The following is a 22,964-nucleotide window of genomic DNA, read 5'->3' as shown; positions in this document are numbered from 1 at the left end:
CGGAAATTCCCCTCTCCGTACTCTCAGGCGGCCTTGGGCGCCGCTTGCCTTACACCTTCGTCGACATGGCTTTCGAATTGCTCGAAATTGTCGATGAATTGTTGAACCAGTTTTTGCGCGGTCGCGTCGTAATCCGCCTTGTCGGCCCAGGTCGAGCGCGGGTCGAGGATCGTGCTGTCGACGCCGGGCACCGCCACGGGCACCTGGAAACCGAAATTGGGATCGGTGCGGAACTCGGCGTCCTTGAGGCTTCCGTCGAGCGCGGCATTGAGCAGCGCACGCGTCGCCTTGATCGGCATGCGGCTGATGCCGGGCATCGTGGCCTTGCCTCCCGTCCATCCGGTGTTGACCAGCCAGCAATCGACCGCGCCCCTGGCGATCCGCTCCTTGAGCAGATTGCCGTAAACCGACGGGTGACGCGGCATGAAGGGCGCGCCGAAGCAGGTCGAAAAGGTCGCTTCAGGCTCGGTCACGCCGATCTCGGTGCCCGCGACGCGCGCGGTGTAGCCCGAAAGAAAGTGATACATGGCCTGATCGGGCGTCAGCTTCGCGATCGGGGGCAGCACGCCATAGGCATCCGCGGTCAGCATGATCACGTTCTTGGGCACCGGGCCCATATTGTGCTCCGACGCATTCGGGATGAAGTCGATCGGGTAGGAACCGCGGCTGTTCTCGGCGAGGCTGTTGTCATCGAGGTCGAGTTCGCGCGTTTCGGGATCGATCACGACATTTTCCAGCACCGTGCCGAAGCGCCTGGTGGTCGCGTAGATTTCGGGCTCAGCCTCGGGCGAGAGGCGAATCATCTTGGCGTAGCAGCCGCCCTCGAAGTTGAAGACCGCAGTATCGGACCAGCCATGTTCGTCGTCGCCGATCAGCGTGCGGCTGGCATCGGCCGAAAGCGTGGTCTTGCCCGTGCCCGAAAGCCCGAAGAAGATCGCGGTATCGCCCTTGGGACCGATATTGGCCGAGCAGTGCATCGGCATAATGCCTTCAACCGGCAGCTTGTAATTGAGGATGCCGAACACCGACTTCTTCATCTCGCCCGCATAGGCGGTGCCGCCGATCAGGATCAGCTTCTCGGTGAAGTTGACCGCGATCACGGTTTCCGAACGCGTGCCGTGGCGTGCAGGGTTGGCCCGGAAGCTCGGCAGATCGATGATCGTGAATTCGGGCACGAAATCAGCAAGCTCGGAGGCTTCAGGACGGACCAGCAGCGTGCGGATGAACAGATTGTGCCAGGCCAACTCGTTGATCACGCGCACCTTGACGCGATGCTCGGGCTGCGAGCCGCCGAACAGGTCCTGGACGAACAGCGTCTTCTTCTCGGCGACTGCCTTGAGGAAATCGGCCTTGAGCGCAGCGAAATGCTCAGGCGTCATGCCGACATTGGTCTTGCCCCACCAGACGGTGTTCTCGGTTTCGGCATCACGAACGATGAACTTGTCCTTGGCCGAACGGCCGGTGTGCTTGCCCGTGGCGACGACGAGCGGGCCATCTTTCGCCAAGGTGCCCTCGCCGCGGTTGAGCGCAAATTCCACGAGCGGCGCCGTACCGAGGTTCCAGTGCAGTTCGGCACCGGATTCGATCCCCTGCTGAGCGAGCGTGAATTTGGGTGCGCTATCGGCCACCTTGTATCTCCTGAATACCCGACTGGTGTGACGCAACGCCGTGTGCGCGCGCCTTGAACTTCATTCCGGCGCATATCGAAGCATGTCCCTTGTGCAACAAGACAACGCTATCAGGGGGATTTGCCCCGGCTCATATGTTGTTTTAGAGCGGCAGGGGGTCAAAGGGAGCAGCACAGTCCATGTCCGCAACCATCGCGCTCGTCGACGATGACCGTAACATATTGACGTCGGTGTCGATCGCGCTCCAGGCCGAAGGCTTCGTGACGCGGCTCTACACCGATGGCGAGAATGCGCTGAAGGCGCTTACGGAGAATCCGCCCGATCTCGCAGTGTTCGACATCAAGATGCCGCGCATGGACGGACTCGAGCTACTGCGTCGGCTGCGCGAGAAGAGCAACCTCCCCGTCATTTTCCTCACGTCCAAGGACGACGAGCTCGACGAGGCGCTGGGGCTCGCGATGGGCGCCGACGACTATATCTCGAAGCCCTTCTCGCAGCGGCTGCTGATCGCGCGTATCCGTGCCATCCTGAGGCGCACCGAACTTGCGGCGCAGCCCGCGGGCACCGAGGAGGAAGAGGTCGAACTACTGGTCCGCGGGCGCCTGGAGATGGATCCTGCGCGCCACCGGGTGAGTTGGGGCGGCCAGGAAGTGACGCTGACCGTGACCGAATTCCTGATCCTCGAATCGCTTGCCCGCCGCCCGGGCGTGGTCAAGACGCGCGACCAGCTCATGGATGCAGCCTATCAGGAGGACATGTATGTCGACGACCGCACGATCGACAGTCATATCAAGCGCCTCCGCCGCAAGTTCCGACAGGTCGACGACCAGTTCGACGCGATCGACACGCTTTACGGCCGAGGCTACCGTTTCACCGAAGAGTGACGAAAGCGATCTTTCGCTCCGCTGGTCGGGGCGATTGTCGCTCACGCCCCGCATCCTTGCGGTCAACATCTTTGCGCTCGCGCTCCTGGCGGGCGGCTTCTTCTATCTGGACAGCTATCGCTCGCGCCTGGTCGACGAACGCAGTGCGCAAGCGGCGCGTGAAATCGAGCTGATGGCCAAGGCGACAGCGATCGCGGGACCTGCGTCGCGTGACGCGCTGATCCTGGCGTTCGCGCAGGAAAGCGACGGTCGCCTGCGCCTCTACGATCGCGACGGCGTGCGGATTGCGGACAGCTGGCAACTTGGCCCGCCCAATTACGAGCTGCGCGATCCCGCGAGCGAAGCATGGCAACGCCATGTCGCGCGTTTTCTCGATCGCGTCATCGACCGGATTGTCTGGGCCGACCGGCTCGGACGCTTCGTCGAGCCCAGCACCGACAATGCGGCCGCATGGCCCGAAATCGTCGCAGCCCGCGCTGAGCGTCGGACGGTCACGCGAGTGCGCTATGCCCCCGACCGTACGCCAATGCTGTCTGCGGCAATCACGCTCTCCGGGGACCGCGGCGCGCTCCTCCTGACCGAGAATACGCGCGACATCACCCGGATCGTCCGCGCCGAGCGGTTCCGGCTCGGTCTCGTGATCGCGGCGGTCAGCCTGGTGTCGATCCTCTTTTCATTGTTCCTTGCCCGTACCATCGTCCGACCGCTGCGCCGCCTCGCACGCGCTGCAGTGCGCGTTCGCCTCGGCCGTGCGCGTGATGTCGAAGTGCCGCGGCTGCCCGAGCGGCGCGACGAGATCGGGATGCTGGCGCGAGCACTGGCCGACATGAGCCACGCTCTCAATGTCCGCATCGACGCGATCGAGGCGTTTGCAGCGGATGTGACGCACGAGCTCAAGAACCCGCTGGCTTCTCTGCGTTCGGCGGTGGAAAGCCTGCAGTCGGTGAAGGATCCGACGCTCCAGGCGCAGTTGCTGGACATTGTACGCGACGACGTGCTGCGCCTCGACCGGCTGATCACCGATGTGGCCGAGGCTTCGAGGCTCGACGCGCAATTGTCGCGCGCTGCATTCGAACCCGTCGATCTTGGGCCGATGATCGAACATCTGCTCAGGTCACGCGAGCAGCGGGGCACTGACGGTGATGTCCACATCGCCTTTGCCCGTCCGCGAAAAGGAACCGCGGTCGTTCCCGGCGACGCTTCCAAACTGGTGCGCGTCGTCGAGAATCTTCTCGATAACGCCGTATCCTTCTCGCCGCCCGGCGGGCTCGTCCGCATTGATGCGACGCGCGACGACGCCGCGATTTTGCTGACAGTGGAGGATGAAGGCCCGGGCGTACCGCCCGACATGCGCGACGCCATCTTCCGACGCTTTCACAGCGATCGACCCGAAAGCGACGGTTTCGGGCGACATTCGGGGCTTGGCCTTGCCATAGCCAAGACCATTGTCGAGGGTCATAGTGGCACAATAACGGTTCATGATCGGCCCGATTCGCGCCGGGGAGCGCGCTTCGTGGTCACCCTTCCAGTCGCGGAGCACTAGTCCATGGCGTCATTGTCGTCCGAAATGCTGCATGCCTCCTCCGTCGAGATTGGCGGTCGTGCGGTACTGATCGAGGGCCGCTCGGGATCGGGCAAGTCCGATCTGGCGCTGCGGCTGATCGACCGCGGCGCGCGCCTCATCAGCGACGACTATACGCTGGTAAAGCGTGACAAGGCGGCATTGCTGGCCACGGCCGCTCCCAATATCGCGGGCAAGATAGAGGTGCGCGGGCTTGGCATCATCGAACTGGGCAATGTCGAGGATGTCCCGGTTGGTATCGTCGTCACGCTGGGTGATCCGGTCGAACGGATTCCAGCGTCCGACGTAACGCGCAGGATCGCGGGTGTTGCGGTGCCCGTCGTGGCGCTCAACGGGCTGGAAGCATCGGCGCCCGTAAAGGTCGAACTTGCGCTGCGCCAGATCGGAATGCCGGCCTCGGCATGAGCGACAACGCGCGACCCAAGCGAATATTGCTCGTCACCGGCATGTCGGGTGCGGGCAAGTCAGTGGCGATGAACTGCCTTGAGGATATCGGCTGGGAAGCGGTCGAGAACCTGCCACTCGGCTTGCTTGATCGCCTGCTGGCGACGCCGCAGGCATTGGGCACAACCGATAGCGATCGGCCGCTCGCGCTTGGCATCGACAGCCGGACGCGCGGTTTCGATGCCGACAGGATCATCATGCGCATCAAGCAGTTGCGCGAGATTCATGGCCACGTCGTCGAAACGCTGTTTCTCGATTGCAGCGGCAGCGAACTTCAGCGCCGTTTTTCCGAAACGCGTCGACGTCACCCCATGGCCCAGGATCGGCCCGTATCCGACGGAATCGCGCGTGAACGCGAACTGATGGGGCCGCTCAGGCACTGGGCCGAGCATGTCATCGACACCACCGAGACGAGTTCGAACGAACTGCAGCAGCGACTGCGCGCACGGTTTGGCGGTGCGACTGCTGAAGAACCAACGCTTACGGTCATGTCCTTCGGTTTCGCGCGCGGCGTTCCGCGCAGCGCCGACCTGGTCTTCGACATGCGCTTTCTGCGCAATCCGCACTGGGTGGAGGATCTGCGCCCGTTGAGCGGCCTCGACGAGCCCGTTGGCGCCTATGTGGCGCAGGATCCGGCCTATGATCAGGCGCTGCGCCAGATCGAGTCGTTGCTGCTGCTGCTGCTTCCGCGCTACCGCCATGAAGGCAAATCCTATCTGACCATCGCATTCGGCTGTACCGGAGGGAGACATCGTTCGGTCCATGTCGCCGAGCGTGTGGCGGAACGGTTGCGCTATGAAGGATTTTCGCCCACGGTCGCCCACCGTGATCTGGCCTCGACTCCATCCGATGCTATGGAAGGAGGTCCGGACAATGGGTCGTAAATCAAGAATGCAGGACGTTTCATGATCGGTTTGGTGCTGGTTACCCATGGGCTTCTGGCGAAGGAATTCGTCGTCGCAATGGAGCATGTGGTAGGACCGCAGGATGCCATCGCCCCGATCTGCATCGGCCCCGACGATGACATGGACCTGCGACGTCAGGACATCGCCGACGCCATAGCCAATGTCGATTCGGGCACGGGCGTGATCCTGTTGACCGACCTGTTTGGCGGCACGCCGTCGAACCTCGCCATCTCCCTTATGAAGCCTGGCCATATCGAAGTGATTGCCGGCATCAACCTGCCGATGCTGATCCGCCTCGAGGGCGCGCGCCGCACCATGAACGTCAAGGATGCCGTCGCCGCCGCGCGCGAGGCCGGTCGCAAATATATCAGCGTTGCATCCGAGGTTCTGGGGGAATCGGTTTGAACGGGGTTTCGCGAACGGTCCAGATCACCAACAAGCGCGGACTACACGCGCGCGCCAGCGCCAAGTTCGTGACTCTCGCCGCCCAGCAGAGCGCGACAATCGAGGTCGAGAAGGACGGTTCGAAAGTCACTGGCACTTCGATCATGGGGCTGATGATGCTGGGCGCCGCGATGGGCGACCATGTGACGATCAGCGCGCGCGGCGACGGTGCCGACCAGGCGGTCACGCTGCTCGCGGAGCTCGTCGAGGCCAAGTTCGGCGAGGAATGAGCGCGTGCCGCGCGAAATCACAGGCTTTTCCAACCCGCTGATCAAGCGCGTCCGCAGTCTTCGCGACAAGAAGCACCGCAAGCGCGAGGGACTGTTTCTTGCCGAAGGGCTGCGCATTCTTGCCGAGGCCGAGGAAGCGGGCTTCCTGCCTGAAATGCTGTTCTACGCGCGCGAATCTGCGGACCATCCGATCGTGAAGCGGCTCGTCACCGCAACCGAGGAAGCGGGCGGCGACGTCATCGAGACGATCCCCGACATCCTCCACAAGCTCTCGGGCAAGGAAAACCCGCAAACCGTCATCGGGGTCTACCCCGAACGGATCGTCCCGCTGAGGGCTCTCGACCGGAGCCAGGCCGATATCTGGATCGTCGCCCAGTCGCTGCGCGATCCCGGCAATCTCGGCACGATCCTGCGCACGGGCGACGCCGTGGGCGCTGGCGGGCTGATCCTGGTCGACGATTGCGTCGACCCGTTTTCGGTCGAGTCGGTCCGCGCGAGCATGGGCGCCCTTTTCACCCAGAAGATCGCAACGGCGCGCTGGCCCGATTTCATTGCCTGGCTGCGCAGCGGTCCGGGGCAACTGATCGGGACAAGCCTCAACACCGATCATGACTATCAGGCGCCACGCTATGAAAGTCCCGCCTTCCTGCTCGTTGGAAACGAATCTCAGGGTCTTCCTCCAAGCTATGAGAAAGATTGTGATATTCTTGTTAAAATGCCCATGATGGGAAAGGCTGACAGCCTCAACGCGGCGGTGGCGACAGCGGTGATGGCCTATGAATTGCTCAATCAGAATCGAAGACGCTGAGCAGGAACCAAAGCGCGGGTTCGTTGTTGAATCGACATGAAACGCGCTCCCCTGCTCGCCATCACGCTGCTTGCCGCATGCAGCCCCAACTCGCCCCCCAAGGATCCTGCACCGCCGACCGCCGACAATTATCGTGCAGTGGGCACCGAACCGGGCTGGACGGTGACGATCACGCCGAATCAGATCGAGTATCTGGGGGATTATGGCGAAAAGCGGATCTCGACGCCGCGGCCCGAGCCGCGCACGACGTTCAACGGCCATCGCTATGAAGCAAAGACCGAGGCACACACGCTGGTTGTCGATGTCACGCATGCCCAGTGCAATGACGGGATGAGCGACCGGGTCTATCCTGACAGCGTCGTGGTGATCGCGGATGGCAAGACGGTAAAGGGCTGCGGCGGCGCCACGATCCCGCCACAGGTGCTGGCCGGCACGAACTGGACGATCACAAGCGTCGGGGGAAGCCCGGTTCAGGGAAGCCGCCCCGCCACACTTGCGTTCACCGGGGATCGCCTGAGCGGCAGCAGCGGCTGCAATCGCTTTTCAGGGAGTTACAAGCAGACGGGTGACCGGCTGGTCATATCGCCGGTGATGGCGACCAAGATGGCGTGCATCGGCCCCGCTATGGACCTGGAAAACAAGCTGTTCGCGATCCTTGGCGGCGAGGTCACTGTCAGCCATCGCGATGGCGACACGCTCATCATCTCCGGTCGCGACGGGAGCGAGGTCGTACTGAAGCGCGCGATCTAGAGCATCGTGCGCTTAATCTGACGCGCTACAGAGTACGCCGGCGAAGGCCGGGGTCCAGGAGTCACGGGCACTGAGACCGACCACCCTGGACCCCGGCCTTCGCCGGGGTACTCCGTCTTTGATTCCAAATTCATGCACGCCGCTCTAAGGCTCGCTATTCGGCGGCATCCTGCTTGCGTTCCTCGAATTCATCAGGCGCCGGCAGGAGTTCGGCGGGCTGACGCGCGAGCGTATCGACACTCTCGATCGCCTCGATGTCCCTGGCGCCGGTCTCCACATTGAGATCGCGGAACTTGCGGCCGGTGACAAGCACGCGTCCTTCAAAGCTGGCGACAAACTTGTTGTAGTTGTCGACCGCGCTGTTGAGCCCGCCTCCCACGCGTTTGAGATGCCCCGCCATAACCGACAGCCGCTCGTACATCTCCTTGCCGAGCGCGCCGATCTGCTGCGCTTCCTCGGCAAGTTTTTCCTGCCGCCAGACGCTGGCGACGGTTCGCGCGATCGCGACGAGGTTGGTCGGCGTCGCCAGCAGCACGCGGCGCTCGAAGGCCCATTCCCACAGCGCGTCATCCTGTTCGAGCGCCGCGGAGAGGAAATGCTCGCCGGGAATGTACATCACGACGTAATCAGCCGCCTTGCCAAAGCGCTCCCAATAGCTTTTCTCACCGAGCTGACGGGCGTGATTCCGGATAGACGATGCATGCAATTTCAAATGGTTGAGGCGCGTTGTTTCATCGACTTCTTCGGAAGCGTCGAGATAGGCGCTCAGCGAACATTTGGCGTCGATCACGAGTTCACGCCCGCCTGGCAGCCGGACGATGACGTCGGGCCGAAGACGTCCGTCATCGGTGTCGACCGAAACCTCGGTGCGGAAGTCCGCGTGCGGCGAAAGGCCCGCCTGTTCGAGCACGTTTCGGAGCGACTGTTCGCCCCAGCGCCCTCGAGCCTTGGGGCTCGATCGCAGCGCATTGACCAGCCGGGCCGCCTCGTCCTTCACCTGCCCCTGCCCCACGCGCACCTGCTCGACCGCCTCGCGCAGCCCGGCATAGCTGTCGACGCGATCCTTCTCGACGCGCTGCAGCCCTTCCTCATAGCGTTTCAGCGTGGTCTCGACGGGGGTCAGCAGCGCCTTCAGCTGTGCCTCGCTCTTTTCGCCGGCCTGGTGGAAGCGCTGGTCGGCGCGCTCGAGGAACTGCCGCTGCGCTTCGCTCAACAGCTTCTGCCCGACCTCGCTGAACTGCGCTGAAAGCGCCTCCTTGGCCTCGATCAACGCCTTGATCTGGTCATGCAGCGCCTGCTCGCGCGCGTCACGCGCGGCGCGCATCGCCGCGGCCTCGGTGCGCGCGGCCTCACGATCGGCGGATGTCTCGGCAAGCGCCTGCTGGAGCGGTGCCACTGCCTTGGCGCGTTCCTCGGCGCCGGCAAGATCGGTGATCGCCTTGCGGAAATTGTCGAGGTGCAGGTCGCGCTCGGCGCGCACCGCCGAGGTGCCCCGGCTCCCGAGGAACCAGCCGATCCCCAGCCCCGCAAGCAGTGCCACAACCACAAACAGCATCGCCAAGGGCGTTTCCATCGCTCAATCCCACAAGAACATTATGCGAACCTTTGCCCGTTCGAAGCGCTCTTGGCAACGGGTGCGGCGCCTGAATTCTTCGGTGAACACGGTTCATCGTGCGCTTGTCGCAACCCGGCAAAGCAAAGGCTGGCGCAATCAACGACGCGTGGGCAAGATAGCCGCATGAAGCGTATCCCGATCGCACTCGCCGCGCTGGCCATGCTTTCCGCATGTCAGAAATCGCAACCCGAACAGAACGAAGCGGCCCCCAATCTGGCACCGCCGGCGAGCAATGCCGTGATCCCATCCGTAACGCCCGGCGAATTACCGCCCGCGGACGCCAATCTGCGCTTCGTCGGGGTCTGGGCTGCGGAAAAGGACCTGTGCGGCGAAGGCGCGTGGCGTTTTACCGAGCGCGGGTTGGGCACCGCAGGCGAGGTGTCGTGCGACTTCAACCGGATCAACCCGGTTCCCGAAGGCTATGACATCGCGGCGATGTGCCGTGCCGAGGGGGATGAGGTGCGCAACACGCTGCGGCTGCGTTTCGCCGAGTCGGCCAAGACCATGATGGTCGAGGCGGACCGCATCCTGCAGCCGGTGGGGCTGGTCTATTGCGGCCCCCACACGGGCTGACGATCGCCGACGTCAGGCAGCGTTTCGGCGCGCCTTGGCGATCTTCTTCAGGATCATGTCCTTCTTCAGCTTGGACAGATGATCAATGAAGAGGATGCCTTCGAGATGGTCCATTTCGTGCTGGATGCAGGTCGCGAGCAGGCCGTCGAGGCGCTCCTCGTGCGGCTTGCCGTCGTAATCGAGCCAGCGCGCGCTGATCTCCGCGGGGCGGATCACATCGGCATATTGATCGGGGACCGAAAGGCAGCCTTCCGAATAGACCGCCATCTCTTCCGAGGGGTCGAACAGCTCGGGGTTGATGAAGACCAGGGGCTTGCGCACTGCAGGTCCGCCCTCTTCCTCGGGCTCCTGCAAGTCGATCACGAGAACGCGCTTGGGCACGCCGACCTGGATCGCCGCAAGCCCGATACCCGGCGCGTCGTACATCGTCTCGAACATGTCGTCGATGAGTGCGCGGAGTTCGTCATCGACCTTGTCGACGGGCTTTGAAATCGTGCGTAGACGCGGATCGGGCGTCTCTAGGATCGGAAGTATGGCCATGGCGCCTAGCTAGGCCCTGATCGCGCGATTTTCAACTATCCGATGGGCCGCCGCGCACGCAGCGCCTGCGCAAGCGTTCCTTCGTCGAGATAGTCGAGTTCGCCACCGACGGGCAGGCCGTGCGCCAGCTGCGTGATGCGAACGGGGAATTGCTCGAGGCGCTCGGCGATATAGTGCGCGGTGGTCTGCCCCTCGAGCGTGGCATTCATCGCGAGCACCACCTCGTCAATGCCGCCCGCTGCGATCCGGCGGATCAGGCTGTCGATCGCGAGGTCTTCAGGTCTCACCCCCTCAAGCGCCGAAAGGCGGCCGCCAAGCACATGGAACTTGCCCGGAAAAAGCCTGGATCGATCGAGCGCCCAAAGATCGGACACTTCCTCCACCACGCACAAGGCGCGCGAATCCCGGCGCGAATCGGTGCAGACGCCGCAGGGATTAGTGGTGTCGACGTTGCCGCAGACCTCGCAGGTCGCGAGCCGCTCGTTGACCGCCTCGAGCGCGCGTAGCAACGGCGCCATCGCGCCCTCGCGCTTTTTCAGCAAATGAAGCACGGCGCGACGCGCCGAACGGGGGCCCAATCCGGGAAGCCGCGCCAGCGCCTGTGTCAGCGTTTCGATTTCGGGTGATGCCATGCCATCAGATAAGGGCTTGCACTCCCCTCTGCCAAGCGGTTGAGAGAAATGATGCGCATCGCCTTCATGGGAACCCCTGAATTCGCCGTCCCGACGCTCGACGCCCTTGTCGCCGCCGGGCATGATGTCGTGGCGGTCTACAGCCAGCCACCGCGCCGCGCGGGGCGCGGAAAGGCGCTGTCACCCTCCCCCGTCCATCGGCGCGCGGAAGAATTGGGTATCGCCGTCATGACGCCGCTTTCGCTCAAAGGATTGGAAGAACAGGCACAATTTGCGGCGCTCGACCTCGATGCCGCGGTGGTCGCCGCCTATGGCCTCATCCTGCCGCGGGCCGTTCTCGACGCCCCGCGGCTCGGCTGCCTCAACGTCCATGCCTCGCTGTTGCCGCGCTGGCGGGGTGCGGCGCCGATCCATCGCGCGATCCTCGAGGGCGACGCGATGACGGGAGTCACGATCATGGATATGGAGGCCGGGCTCGATACCGGCCCGATGCGCGCGATCGTGGAGACCCCTGTCGACCGCAAGACAGCGGGCGTTCTTACCGCGGAGCTCGCCGAAAAAGGCGCGGCGCTGATGGTCGAGGTACTGGCGCGCCCCGAGGCCTATCCCGGTCTGCCGCAGCCTGCCGAGGGCGTCACCTATGCCGCCAAGGTCGACAAGGCGGAAGCGCGGCTCGACTTCACGCAGGCGGCCGTAGTCGTCGAGCGGCAGGTGCGCGCCTTCAATCCGGCGCCGGGCGCATTCTTCGAGTTCGAGGGAGAGCGGATCCGCATCCTCGATGCCGATGTCGAAACCGGTGCGGGCAAGCCGGGACTCGTGATCGACGACGCGCTCGGCATCGCCTGTGGATCGGGCATTTTACGGCCGCTGACTGTCCAGCGCGCCGGCCGGAGCGCCATGACACCAGCCGAGCTCCTGCGCGGTCACGCGGTTCCGCAGGGCACGCAACTCGCATGACGCGCTTCGCGCTCACCGTCGAATTCGACGGCCGGCCCTTTATGGGCTGGCAGCGGCAGGCGCATGGCCCGAGTGTCCAGCAGGCGATCGAAGACGCCGCCCAGTCGGTGCTGGGGCATGCGGTGACGCTCCACTGCGCGGGGCGCACCGATGCGGGCGTGCACGGCCTTGGCATGCGCGCGCATCTCGAAACCGACAAGGTGATCGCGCCCTTTCGCCTGATGGAGGCCCTGAACGGGCTGCTCCGTCCCCAGCCTGTGGCCATTCTGGGCTGCGAGATCGTAGCGGATGACTGGCATGCGCGCTTTTCGTGCATCGGCCGCCGGTACGAGTATCACATCGTGAATCGCCGCGCCCCGCTCACGCTCGAAAAGGGGCTTGCCTGGCGCGTCGTCCAGCCACTCGACGCGCGCGCAATGCATGAATCCGCCCAGCGGCTCGTCGGATTGCATGACTTCACCACCTTCCGCTCGGTGCATTGCCAGTCCGAAAGTCCGGTGAAGACGCTCGACCAACTCGACGTCGAGCGCGAGGGCGACCGCGTCATCATCCATGCTGCGGCGCGCTCATTCTTGCACCATCAGGTGCGCTCGATGGTCGGCTGCCTCGCCCTGGTGGGTCAGGGAAAATGGAGTGCGGACGACCTGGAGGCGGCGCTTGAGGCGCAGGATCGCGCAGCGCTCGGGCTCAACGCGCCGCCCGACGGGCTCTATTTCATCGAGGCGACCTACCCCACCGACTGAACTTCAGTCAGCGTGCGGTGCCGAACAGGCGGCCGAGCGACCTGTCGAGCATCAGCAATTGCCAGAGCAGCCGCCCATGGTCGCTCACCCCGCTGCGATGCGCAGAGACGATTCCGTCAAGCGCGGCCATGTTGAACCAGCCCGTCTCCGCGAGCGTGGAGCCGCGTGCGATATGTTCGGCTTCATCGGCCAAAGCGCCACGAAACCAAGCGCTGATCGGGGTCACAAAGCCCATTTTGGGGCGGTAGAGGATTTGTTCGGGCAGATAGCGCTCCATCGCCTTCTTCATCAGCCATTTGCCCGTACCGCCGCGCAGCCGCATCGAGGCGGGGAGCGACGCGGCGAATTCGACGAGCCGATGGTCGAGCAGCGGCTCGCGCGCCTCGAGACTGACCGCCATGCTGGTACGGTCGACCTTGGTCAGGATATCGCCCGGCAGCCAGATCTTGAGGTCCGCATATTGCGCGCGGTCGAGCGCGTCACGCGCGGGCGCTGTCTTCATCGCCGCCTCATAGCGCGCCTCGGCGCGGTGTCCCTGAAGCGCGCGCATGGCATCGGCGCTGAAGATCCGCTGGCGAAGGGCTGGCGGCGTGACGCCAACCGCTAGGGCGTAGGCATGCGCACCGTCGGTCGCCAGCGCCTGAAATGTGGTCTTGGCGCGCAGCGGCCGCGGCGCCCAGTCCGCCTTCGGCCAGATGCGGCCAAGCGCACCGAACACGCCGTGACGCAGCCCCTCGGGAACGAGCCCGCGTACGCGTTCCTCTGCGGCGTGAAAGCGGTGGCGGCGGTATCCGGCAAAGGCCTCGTCGGCGCCGTCACCCGAAAGCGCCACGGTCACGCTTTCGCGTGCAAGCTCGCAGACGCGATAAGTGGGCAGCGCCGATGCATCGGCAAAAGGCTCGTCAAAAGCTGCTACCAGCGTGTCGATCAGCGCGAAATCATCCGCCGCGACGATGCGTTCGCGGTGATCGGTGGCAAAGCGCTGGGCGACCAGCCGCGCGTGTTGCGTCTCGTCATGATCGGCCTGATCGAAGCCGATCGAGCAGGTCTGGACCGCGCGGTTGCTCGCCTCGGCCATCAGCGCGACGACGCTCGAGCTGTCGACACCGCCCGACAGGAATGCGCCGAGCGGGACGTCGGCGACCATGCGTGACGTCACCGCGGCACGCATGTGCTCGACCAGTTCTTCCTCGAGCGCTCGCGTCGAGCCCGAAGCACGGCGGCTAAAATCGACGTCCCACCATTGCACAGGATTGGGCACGGGCCTGCCGCGCTCGATAAGCAGATAGTGACCAGCGGGCAGCTTCTCCACGCCGGTCATGATGCTGGCGTCGTCGGGGACGTAGCCCAGCCCCAGAAAATCCTCGGCGGCGCGAATGTCGGGCTTCCGGCGGAACAGCGGGTGCGCCATCAGTCCTTTGAGCTCAGACGCGAAGGCCAGGCTGTCGTCGGACAGTCGCGCCAGATGGAGCGGCTTTACCCCCAATCGGTCGCGCGCAAGGAACAGCGCCTGACGCTTTGCGTCGAACAGCGCAAAGGCGAACATGCCGTTGAAGCGCGTCAGGCACTCGACGCCCCATTGACGCCAGCCATGGATGATGACTTCGGTGTCGCTGTGCGTTCGAAAGACATGGCCGTGACGTTCAAGTTCGGCGCGCAGTTCGGCGAAGTTGTAGATTTCGCCGTTATAGGTGACGGCGATCTGCCCGTCAGCGCTCGTCATCGGCTGTGCGCCGCCCCCGAGGTCGATGATCGACAGACGCCTGTGACCCAATCCAACGCCCGGCGCTGACCAGACCCCTGCGCCATCGGGGCCACGGTGCACCATGACGTCGGTCATGACGCGAACCCGAGCGGGATCGACGGGCTTTGGCGTATTGAGGTGAAAAAGGCCCGCGATTCCGCACATGGAAGCGCGCCCTATCCGCCGCGCGCGCTGGCGGCAATATCGTCGGCGAGACGGTCGACGGGACCGAGGCTATGGAGAAAGGCGTCAATGGCAGGTCGTGCTGGCTGCTCCCCGCCCTGTTCGGCCGAGACCAGAACAGCCGCAGCGGCCTGATTACCGCCAAAAAGCCGTAATTTCAGCGTTTCCAGCTTCACACGGGTCGCGTTGCCCGTCGTCGTGTCGCCGACGCGGTAAAAACTCACGACCTCGCGCGTCACCGGGCCAGGTGCGACGATGCGTTCCGCGCTTCCGGCCGGCGGTGCGGGAGCGTCGGCCGTCCAGGCCCATGTACTGGCGGGGTCGACGGCGCCCTGTCCGTAGCCGACCAGTTCCTTGCCCTCGGCCTGCCAGGCGAAAAGCACGATCACGAGATCGACCTCCTCGCCCACCGCGTTGCGGTAACGGCCGATCAGCCTATGGTCAGCGCCGTTGAAATGCGGAAACCATGGTGCGCGGGTCGACAAGGGCACACGTTGCCATCCCGCGACCTCGGGAAGCACGATGGTCGATGGCATCGGCGCGCGACCCGATGCGGCGATTGCGGCCGACCACAGCAAGGGAGCGGCGGCGATCGCCGCGACTGCGGCGGGCACGGCATAGGGGCGCGGTGTCGTGGCTGGCGGTTCGACCAGTGACCCGGCGTCAAACCATGGTGCATCGCGCGCGCGGTCGAAAAAGGGCCAGCTGGCGGCCATCACGATCGCCATCACGATCGCGAAGAACACCCAGCCATAGACGACATGGTCGAAGCTCTCGGCAAAGGCGATGCTGGTGAACTCCGAAATATAGATCGTCCCCCATGCCCGGATGCCATTCGCGAGGACCGGCACTGCAATACAGAGCAGCATGAATGCGAAGCGCCTGAGTCCGCTCGCGAAGCATAGATTCGCCGCCAGCGCGCCAAAGGCGATCATCGCGATGAGGAAATTGACGCCCGAACACGCCTCGGCGACCTCGAAATAGCCATTGGGCGTCGTGATGAACACGCCTTCGATATGCGCGGGAATCCCCACCAGATCGAGCAGAACCATGCACATCTTCGCGGTGATCGTCTGGAGCGGGGGCACGAGCTCCTCGCCGAAGGGCACCATGAAGAGCATGTAGAAGATCGGGAACGCCAGCGCGCGCACCACCTTCGGGCCGAGCAGCGCGATCGCCGAGCCCTGCAGCATCACGACCAGCCCCAGATGCCGCGCCAGCGCCACACCGGCCGCATCACCGAGCAACCAGCCGAACGCCCCCGCCGCAACAACAATTGATCCTGGCGCCCATGCGCGCGGGTTCAGAGACGACAGATCGGGCCAGCGTTGCCAGACCATCCAGGCGAAAATCGGCGGAATCAGCAGGCAATGACCGAAGGTTGAGCTGTTCCACCAGATCGATGCGATATCCACGGCATCACGCGCAAACAGCGCGAGGATGAGCAGCATAAAAACGCCCAGCAGCATCCCCTGCCGCCGCCACAGCTCGGTCGCGGGCATCGCATCGTCGACCGCGATGGTGCCTGCGACGGTCACTCGGCCGCCTCGGCGACGGACGCGCCCGGGCAACCGACGATCGCTGGCAGTCCTGCAAGCCGCGCGTCCCAGGCATAGCGTTCCTCGATCCGGGCGCGGGCCGCCCGGCCCAAAGCGTTGCCGCGCGCTGGGTCGGCAAGCAGGTCCAGCACCGTCATGGCCTCGGCGTCGCTGCCGTGCGCAACCAGCAGGTCGCGCCCGGGCCGGGCATCGATGCCTTCGAACGCGGCGGGAGAGGCAATAACGGGCCGCGCCATCGCCATAGCCTCGAGGACCTTGTTCTGCACCCCACGCGCGATGCCAAGCGGAGCGACAACCACATCGGCGGTCGCAAGCCAGCCGCGCACATCGGGCACCTCGCCCGTCACGATCACGCCGGGCAATCCAGCCAGTGCGCGGACCGCAGGATCGGGCTTGCGACCGACGATCGCGAAACTTGCATCGGGCAGCGCCGCCCTGACCGTCCGAAAGCTCTGGTGCGAGAACCGGACCACCGCGTCGATATTGGGGCGGTAGTCCATCTGGCCGGTGAAAACGATCAGCGGTCCGCGCTTCTCGGGCAGGCTATAGCGGCCCGCAGGATCGAAGAATGCGAGATCAACACCATTCTCGACCGCCCGTACGCGCTCCGGCCCGAGCCCTGTCCGCGTGCGGAAAAGCGCGGCTTCGGCTTCGCTGACGAACAGGCTCGCATCGGCGCGCTCCGCCACAGCCGCCTCGAAGGCTGCGAGCCTGCGCCCCTCGCGCGCGTGGATCCAGCGCATCGGCGGTGCTGCGCTTTCGGCATAGCTCGTGAATTTCGCAGAATCGACGTCGACAAAATCCATCACGAAGCGCGCCGAGCCAGTATCCACGGGGACGAATTGCGCCATCTGACCCGAAAAGGCGAAGATGCAGTCGATATCGCCCAAAGCGAGCCTGTCGCTCACGAAGCGACGAATTTCGGCGCTGTCGAACAGGCTGACGGACAGTGGCTTACCCGTGGCCAGCCCTGCGGCAGCAGCAGCAAGACGCGACCGCGTCCGTTTCTCGACATGGATCGACGCGAGCAGTGGAGCCAGCGTCTCGCGGTGCGCGAGGTCAGCCTCGTCATCGGCAAAGCAAGCCAGATGGACCGGCGCCAGCGTCGTCAATTTGCGCAGCAGCTGCCACGACCGGATCTTGTCGCCCCGATCGGGTGGCCATGGGATCCGATGCGCGAGAAAGAGGATCTCCCCCATCAGCCAAGCCCACGTGCGATATAGGGACCGATCCTGTTCGCGAGCGCGAGCGGCAATCGCTGCCACAGCGCGATCTTCAGGCGATATCTGGGATCGAGCGGATTGACCGAACGTGGGGTGGCGCCATCTGCGGTTCGGGTCGCATAGTTCAGCGGCTCGGGCACGAAGCCCCAGTTCTTCTTGAAGGCGAAGGCCCCCGTTCCAACCTTTGAGCGGCCGAAATCGAAGCGTGTGCATCCGCGCGCGCGCGCATGACGCATCAGTGCGTAGTACATCAGGTCATTGGCGCGCCAGCGGCGCGCCTCCGCGGTGCCACCGCCCCAATAAGGCATCACTGTCCCGTCGACATAGAGGCTGAGCACCGATGCGATCGCGCGGCCCCGATGCCGCACCGTGAGGATGTCGGCCGCCGGACCAAAGTCGTCGAGGACGGCGTCGAACAGCGCACGCGGGAAAACCGGTGTGCCCAGATTGCGCACGCTTTCGGCATAGACGCGGTAATGCGCATCGCGATCGCGGCGCGTCGTGCCGATTTCGACGATCAGGTCAAAACCCTGCGCCCGCCGTACCTCCGCGCGCTGCTTGCGCGGAATGGCGAGCAATTCGGCCTCGTCATCAGCCGCGAGAGCCCGCGCGAAGCCGGCATAGACGCCGTCGCTGCGCGGCCATTCGTCACCGGGCAGCGATCCACCGCGCAACTCGACAGAGGCGCAACCAAGCTTTTGCGCCAGTTCCCACGCACCGCGTGCCAGCGCCTCGGTAACAGCCCCATTTTCGGCAACTATGCCGCCCCCAACCCCAAAGCCGACCGAAACCAGCGCATTGCCGAACAGCGCCGAGCGCAATTCGGTGAGAGGGAGTACGCCCTTCAGCCCGCCGGCCGCATCTTCCGCGATCAGGTAGCGTGCGTGCTGACCGCAGCCCCGCTGGACCGCGCGGCTCCACCCGGTCAGGTGAAAGGGCGTGCCTCCGGCATGTGCTCCAACCATCGCATCGATCCGCGCGCACTCGGCGGCATCGCCAAGATCAGCAACACGGACACCCGTGAGTGGATGCGCGACAGGCAGGGTCATCGCGTGCGCCGGGCCTCGAGGGCGGCGACGTCGTCCATCCGTCCCCATTTGAACTCGCCCAGCAAGCGCTCCAGCTTGCCCTCCATCCGCGCGAGAAACGTGTAGTGGCGCAGCTTCGAGCGCAGCGGCGCGTTGCCGACGCGCGGCTGACCGGGATCGATATCCCAGGGATGGAAGTAAAGCACAGCGGGGCGTGCATCATCACGATTGGCGCGCGCATAGGCCCAACGCGAATAGCGGTATGGCAACAGGCGGAAGAATCCGCCGCCCGTGGGCAGGTTGCGCGCACCGAGCCGCGCGGTCGTCACGGGAATTTCGATGAGTGCGCTGCCGGCGACGGGGCGGAAGGTGAAGCGCGGCGCATCGGGCCAGCCATAATGGTCGTGCCGGACCGGAGCGACGCTCGACGAATAGGCATAGCCCTGTTCGGCGAGGATAGGATGCGCCCATGGCGTACGGGGGTCGATGGAAAAGCTTGGCGCGCGATAGCCGATCACGGGACGACCGCTCACATCCTCGAGCGTCTTGCGCGTGCGGCCGATATCGGCGCGGAACTGCTCGGGCGTCATCATGAAGACGCGCAGGTGATCCCAGCCATGGCTCGCAATCTCATGCCCCTCCGCGACGATGCGCCGAATGAGCTTCGGATAGCGCTCGGCAACCCAGCCAAGCGTGAAGAAGGTCGCCTTTACGCCCTTGCGATCGAACAGTTCGAGGACCGCCTCGGTATTGCGTTCGACGCGCGGCACGAGACTGTCCCAGTCGCCGCGATCGATCGTATTTTCGAAGGCCCCGACCTGAAACCAGTCCTCGATGTCGACCGAAAGCGCGTTGAGCATTGTGCTGGCCTGCGGTTCAGGCGGCGCCACGAACGGCCTGGCGATCGGGCGTCGCCGCATCGCTCTCCACCCAGTCGATCAGCAGGCCGAGAACACGGCGGATTGCCGCCTCCTGCTCCGCCACGCGGCCTTCGAGAATCTCGATACGCGCGAGGAGTGCGCTGTCGGCGGCTGCCGGTTCTGGCCCGACTACCGGAGCGGGCGCAATCTGCACGGCCGGTGCCGCATAGTCCGGCTCTGGCTCGACAGTTACGGCCAAGGGCTCAGGCGACGCCACAGACACCGACTCGGGCGCGACGTCACTGTCCATGTCAGCGATAACCGCAGCGACGTCCTCGCCGTCGATGACGCTCCGCTGTTCGATCGCGCCGAACAGCATCACGCGGCTCGCCAGCGCATTCAGACGGCGCGGCACGCCTTCGCTGTGCGTATACATGCGCGCGAACGCCTCGGGCGAGAAGCGCGGATTGCCCTGCCAGCCCGCCAGCGTCAGCCGGTGGATCAGGTAAGGCTCGATCTCGTTCGCCTGCATCGGCTCGAGATGGTGTGTGGCGATCACCCGCTGGCGAAGCTGCTCGAGCCGCTCGCTACCATTGAGCCTCGTCCGGAATTCGGGCTGCCCGAGCAGGAATATCTGGAGCAACGCATGTCCGCCCGCCTGAAAGTTGGAAAGCATGCGCAGCTCTTCCAAGGCGGAAATTGGCAGGTTCTGGGCCTCGTCCACAATCAGCAGGGTGCGCTTGCCATGCTCGGCCTGCGCCATCAGGAAGCGCTCGATTTTGTCGAGGATCTGCGCCTTCTCCACACCCTCGGTCGAGACGCCCATGGCCTGCGCGGTCATGCGCAGCATGTCGTCGCCCTCGATCTGCGTGGACACGATCTTGATCGCGGTCAGCCGCTCACGGTCGATCGTCGCCATCAGATGGCCGACCAGAGTCGTCTTGCCCGTGCCGATATCGCCGGTGATGACGATAAATCCTTCGCCCTGCGCGAGGCCATAGCCCAGATAGGCCATCGCCTTCTTGTGCGTCGCGCTGTCGAAATAGAAGCGCGGATCGGGCGTCAGCTGGAAGGGCCGCGCCGTCAGGCCGTAATATTCGCTGTACATCCTGCGTGCTCCTAGAACTGGTACCGCATGGCCGCGAGCGCCGACGCCGTGAGGTCGCTTGCGAAACCCTGCTGATCGAAGGAATAGAGGCCGAGCGCGGCGGTGCCCGTCAGTCTCCGGGTGAAATTGTGAAGATAGGCGAGCGTTGCCCCCGCGCTCGTCACATCGGGCGCGAAAGGCAGTCCGCTGTCATACTGGCTGAGATAGGCGCTCGCATTGACGCTCGAGCGTTCGCTGAGTTCATAGGCCCAGTAGCCCTGCACGAAGACGCTGTCGTCCTTGAGCCCGTCCACGCTGAAGCCGGTCGCGAAACGCGGCGCGTAATATTTGCGCTGCGCATAGCCAAGACCAAGCCCATAGGACGTGCGCCCCATGGTCGCCGCGTACATCGCATTGATGCCCCGGCTGCGGAAATTGGCGGTGCTGATCGACTGGAACACGTCGTTCAGGCAGCCCCCCGTCCCCTCGCTCTCGCCAAAGACGCAGCCATTGAAGCCGCCACCGAGCGGATTTCCGGGCACATTGAAGCTGGTCGGCAGTCGCGCGACATTGTCGCTGAGCAGCCGGCCGAAGCTCTCGACACCGTCATAGACGACGACCTGCACGCCAGCATTGCGGCTGAGCTGGTGGCTGAACGACCCGATCACCGTCGTGCCGCCATAGCGCCGCCCAACACGCGCCTCGAGCTGGGTGCGGCGGCTCGGTTTCCAGACCACGCCTGCGTCGTAGATCAGTCCATCAATGTCATAGGCGATCTTCCGCTCCGAAGCGGGGTCGGTGACGAAGCGGCCGTCATTGTCGCGGACGGGCGCACCATTGGTGTCACGCAGTGCGTCGCGCTGGCTGACCTCAATGTCCTCGTAACCGACGCCGCCGACAAGCGCGACCGTCGGCGAAACGGGCACGGTGACATCACCGCGCACGAACCGGCCATCGAAGCGCTGGTCGAGCTGGCTCGCATCCTCGCGCTCCCACCCCGCACCAAGGCTCCAGCCAAAGGGAAGCTCCCCCGGACGCTGCGAGAGCGAGACGCTCGCCAGATGGTTGGTGGCGTCATCATAAAGATCGAGGGGAACCTGACTGGGTGGCAGCGAGGCCAAGTCACTGTCCGCCTCGACCTTGGTGTAGCCAAAGCGGTAGGCGGCGCTGACTCCCAGATCGCCGACCATCGTGCTGAGCGTCGGCCCGGCATAGAATGAATAGACCTGAGTGATGTTGTCGCCGCCGCTGAGCGAGGGGTTCGGGGCTGCGCCGCGAATATCGACGCGCGAACGCGTGGCGATCGCGCCGCCCTCGAGCGTCAGCACATCGGGAACCAGCTGCACGGCGGCGCGCGCAAGGCCCGAATGGACATCCTCGTCGCTGCTGTCATCATCCCAGGCGAAGCGATGTTCGTAGCGATAGCTGATCTGGACCTGCGTGCGACGTTCGGTGACCACCGCATCGATACCCGCCGCGAGCGTGGAGTAGGTCAGGACGTCCCCGCCGTCATCGAGATCGGCGTCGAGCACCTGCTGAATCTCGATATAGGGCGTGATGTCCTTGCCAGCATGCGCAGGCGCAGCCGCGACGAGCGCGGCAAGAGCTGCCAGCCATGCCGAAAGGGCGCGCACGCTCAGTCCCCATATCCGTAATAGGTGCCGAAGCTGCGGGAACCGGCCTTGTAGGTGACCGCGTTGAGAAGCAGCCGGATATTCTCGCAGCCATGGAGCAGCCCGAGCGCGTCGCGCAGTTCGGCTTCCGTCGTGCGGTCGGCCTTGACCACCATCACGCACTGCCCGGCGTGGAGCGCGAGCACCGAGGCGGGCGATGCGGCGAGCACAGGAGGCGAGTCCACGATCACGATCCGCGCCGGATTGCTGGTGAGCAGCCTCTCGATCACCGCGGCGGTACGCACTGAAGCAAGTTGTTCGGTATCGCTGTTGGTCTGCTGCCCGGCCGGCAGGACATAGAGTCCCGCAACATCGGTGCGTATGATGCAACTCTCGACATCGAGCGCCGGGTCGGCGAGCGCATCCATGAGCCCGGGGCCATCCTCCAGCCCCAAGGTCGACAGAATTTCAGGCTTGGCGAAGTCCGCATCGACCAGCAGAACTTCGATATCCTTCTCGGCAGCCATCGAGAGCGCGAGGTTGATCGCCGAAAAGGTCTTGCCCTCATTAGGCCTGGCCGATGCCATGAGGATCATCCGCCCCTTGGGCGCGAGATCGGCCTTGGCGTCGATCAGCAACTCGCGCTTCACCAGCCGGAATTCCTCGCCGAGCACCCCGGCGGGCATGTCGGGAAGGATGAATCTGGCTTCCCTCAGCGCATCGCGATCGACGCTGCCATGTCGCCCGGCAAAGGCGCGCGGCGTTTCGAGCATCACCGCTTCAGCTTGCGGCGCGACGGGCATGACCTGGGCCACAACAGGTTGCACCGGAAGCTCGACGACGTTGGCGGCAACCGCTTTTCGCAAATCGAAGACCTGCGAAGCGCGCTCCAGAAGCGATCCGTTCGAGCTGAGCGGGGTGTGCTTGTTCAT

23 protein-coding genes are annotated in these 22,964 nt (G+C 64.6%); 11 read left to right on the top strand and 12 right to left on the bottom strand.

What is annotated here, in order from left to right:
- Nucleotides 1-23: 23 nt before the first annotated feature.
- Entirely contained in the window at nt 24-1,628 is a 1,605-nt protein-coding gene (locus MKI88_RS08000) for a phosphoenolpyruvate carboxykinase (RefSeq protein ID WP_241630584.1), read from the bottom strand.
- A gap of 179 nt (nt 1,629-1,807) precedes the next feature.
- Here MKI88_RS08000 and MKI88_RS07995 point away from each other — a divergent pair, with 179 nt between their 5' ends.
- Genes MKI88_RS07995 through MKI88_RS07960 form a run of 8 tightly spaced genes read left to right on the top strand, consistent with a single transcriptional unit; the run spans nt 1,808 to nt 7,675 of the window.
- The gene (locus MKI88_RS07995; protein ID WP_241630582.1) at nt 1,808-2,512 is read left to right on the top strand and encodes a response regulator transcription factor; all 705 of its coding nucleotides are present in this window, start codon (nt 1,808-1,810) and stop codon (nt 2,510-2,512) included.
- A gap of 34 nt (nt 2,513-2,546) precedes the next feature.
- Nucleotides 2,547-4,055 (top strand): ATP-binding protein, encoded by a 1,509-nt coding sequence (locus MKI88_RS07990; protein WP_241630579.1) that lies wholly within the window; start codon nt 2,547-2,549, stop codon nt 4,053-4,055.
- Nucleotides 4,056-4,058: 3 nt separating this feature from the next.
- Nucleotides 4,059-4,499, top strand: a complete 441-nt coding sequence (locus tag MKI88_RS07985; protein WP_241630578.1) for an HPr kinase/phosphorylase — start codon at nt 4,059-4,061, stop codon at nt 4,497-4,499.
- Nucleotides 4,496-5,422 carry an RNase adapter RapZ gene (gene rapZ / locus MKI88_RS07980; RefSeq protein WP_241630576.1) on the top strand — a complete coding sequence of 309 codons (927 nt, stop codon included), beginning with the start codon at nt 4,496-4,498 and terminating at the stop codon, nt 5,420-5,422. The genes MKI88_RS07985 and rapZ overlap by 4 nt, the downstream gene beginning before the upstream one ends.
- Before the next feature lie 21 nt (nt 5,423-5,443).
- Complete coding sequence (locus MKI88_RS07975; RefSeq protein WP_241630574.1) at nt 5,444-5,848, top strand: PTS sugar transporter subunit IIA; 405 nt, start codon at nt 5,444-5,446, stop codon at nt 5,846-5,848.
- Nucleotides 5,845-6,117 carry an HPr family phosphocarrier protein gene (locus MKI88_RS07970; protein ID WP_241630571.1) on the top strand — a complete coding sequence of 91 codons (273 nt, stop codon included), beginning with the start codon at nt 5,845-5,847 and terminating at the stop codon, nt 6,115-6,117. The genes MKI88_RS07975 and MKI88_RS07970 overlap by 4 nt, the downstream gene beginning before the upstream one ends.
- A 4-nt stretch (nt 6,118-6,121) precedes the next feature.
- Nucleotides 6,122-6,925, top strand: coding sequence for an RNA methyltransferase (locus MKI88_RS07965; RefSeq protein WP_241630569.1), 804 nt, complete (start codon nt 6,122-6,124; stop codon nt 6,923-6,925).
- A 36-nt stretch (nt 6,926-6,961) separates the two neighbouring features.
- On the top strand, nt 6,962-7,675 hold the full coding sequence (locus tag MKI88_RS07960) for an META domain-containing protein (RefSeq protein ID WP_241630566.1): 714 nt from the start codon (nt 6,962-6,964) through the stop codon (nt 7,673-7,675).
- A gap of 154 nt (nt 7,676-7,829) precedes the next feature.
- On the opposite strand, the gene MKI88_RS07955 is transcribed toward MKI88_RS07960, so the two are convergent.
- Nucleotides 7,830-9,248, bottom strand: a complete 1,419-nt coding sequence (locus tag MKI88_RS07955) for a DNA recombination protein RmuC (RefSeq protein WP_241630564.1) — start codon at nt 9,246-9,248, stop codon at nt 7,830-7,832.
- Between the two features lie 165 nt (nt 9,249-9,413).
- Here MKI88_RS07955 and MKI88_RS07950 point away from each other — a divergent pair, with 165 nt between their 5' ends.
- Nucleotides 9,414-9,863: a hypothetical protein gene (locus tag MKI88_RS07950; RefSeq protein ID WP_241630562.1), complete on the top strand. Its 450-nt coding sequence runs from the start codon at nt 9,414-9,416 to the stop codon at nt 9,861-9,863.
- A gap of 12 nt (nt 9,864-9,875) precedes the next feature.
- Here MKI88_RS07950 and def read toward each other — a convergent pair whose 3' ends face one another.
- Both def and recR read right to left on the bottom strand, forming a co-directional pair.
- Complete coding sequence (def, locus tag MKI88_RS07945; protein WP_241630559.1) at nt 9,876-10,403, bottom strand: peptide deformylase; 528 nt, start codon at nt 10,401-10,403, stop codon at nt 9,876-9,878.
- Nucleotides 10,404-10,438: 35 nt separating this feature from the next.
- A complete protein-coding gene (gene recR / locus MKI88_RS07940; protein ID WP_241630557.1) occupies nt 10,439-11,035 on the bottom strand; it encodes a recombination mediator RecR in 597 nt (198 codons plus the stop codon).
- Between the two features lie 51 nt (nt 11,036-11,086).
- On the opposite strand from recR, the gene fmt reads away from it, so the two are divergent.
- Both fmt and truA read left to right on the top strand, forming a co-directional pair.
- Nucleotides 11,087-11,992, top strand: coding sequence for a methionyl-tRNA formyltransferase (gene fmt / locus MKI88_RS07935; RefSeq protein ID WP_241630675.1), 906 nt, complete (start codon nt 11,087-11,089; stop codon nt 11,990-11,992).
- Complete coding sequence (gene truA, locus MKI88_RS07930; protein ID WP_241630555.1) at nt 11,989-12,735, top strand: tRNA pseudouridine(38-40) synthase TruA; 747 nt, start codon at nt 11,989-11,991, stop codon at nt 12,733-12,735. The genes fmt and truA overlap by 4 nt, the downstream gene beginning before the upstream one ends.
- 7 nt (nt 12,736-12,742) lie before the next feature.
- On the opposite strand, the gene MKI88_RS07925 is transcribed toward truA, so the two are convergent.
- The 8 genes from MKI88_RS07925 to MKI88_RS07890 are packed head-to-tail and all read right to left on the bottom strand — an operon-like array spanning nt 12,743 to nt 22,964.
- A complete protein-coding gene (locus tag MKI88_RS07925; protein ID WP_241630553.1) occupies nt 12,743-14,644 on the bottom strand; it encodes an XrtA/PEP-CTERM system amidotransferase in 1,902 nt (633 codons plus the stop codon).
- 11 nt (nt 14,645-14,655) lie between these two features.
- Nucleotides 14,656-16,164 carry an exosortase A gene (gene xrtA / locus MKI88_RS07920; protein ID WP_407073317.1) on the bottom strand — a complete coding sequence of 503 codons (1,509 nt, stop codon included), beginning with the start codon at nt 16,162-16,164 and terminating at the stop codon, nt 14,656-14,658.
- A gap of 32 nt (nt 16,165-16,196) precedes the next feature.
- Nucleotides 16,197-17,423, bottom strand: a complete 1,227-nt coding sequence (locus MKI88_RS07915) for a TIGR03087 family PEP-CTERM/XrtA system glycosyltransferase (RefSeq protein WP_241630672.1) — start codon at nt 17,421-17,423, stop codon at nt 16,197-16,199.
- Nucleotides 17,420-18,493 (bottom strand): FemAB family XrtA/PEP-CTERM system-associated protein, encoded by a 1,074-nt coding sequence (locus MKI88_RS07910; protein WP_241630549.1) that lies wholly within the window; start codon nt 18,491-18,493, stop codon nt 17,420-17,422. Before MKI88_RS07910 ends, MKI88_RS07915 begins: the two co-directional genes overlap by 4 nt.
- Nucleotides 18,490-19,332 (bottom strand): XrtA system polysaccharide deacetylase, encoded by an 843-nt coding sequence (locus MKI88_RS07905; RefSeq protein WP_241630547.1) that lies wholly within the window; start codon nt 19,330-19,332, stop codon nt 18,490-18,492. Before MKI88_RS07905 ends, MKI88_RS07910 begins: the two co-directional genes overlap by 4 nt.
- A gap of 16 nt (nt 19,333-19,348) precedes the next feature.
- On the bottom strand, nt 19,349-20,440 hold the full coding sequence (locus MKI88_RS07900) for an XrtA/PEP-CTERM system-associated ATPase (protein ID WP_241630546.1): 1,092 nt from the start codon (nt 20,438-20,440) through the stop codon (nt 19,349-19,351).
- Between the two features lie 11 nt (nt 20,441-20,451).
- Entirely contained in the window at nt 20,452-22,053 is a 1,602-nt protein-coding gene (locus tag MKI88_RS07895; RefSeq protein ID WP_241630544.1) for a hypothetical protein, read from the bottom strand.
- Nucleotides 22,054-22,055: 2 nt separating this feature from the next.
- Nucleotides 22,056-22,964, bottom strand: coding sequence for an AAA family ATPase (locus MKI88_RS07890; protein WP_241630541.1), 909 nt, complete (start codon nt 22,962-22,964; stop codon nt 22,056-22,058).

The sequence above is a fragment of the Sphingomonas sp. LaA6.9 genome (assembly GCF_022601895.1).
GTDB lineage: Bacteria > Pseudomonadota > Alphaproteobacteria > Sphingomonadales > Sphingomonadaceae > Sphingobium_A.
Note: the sequence above shows the minus strand (reverse complement) of the source record. Positions and strands in the feature narration are given on the sequence as shown.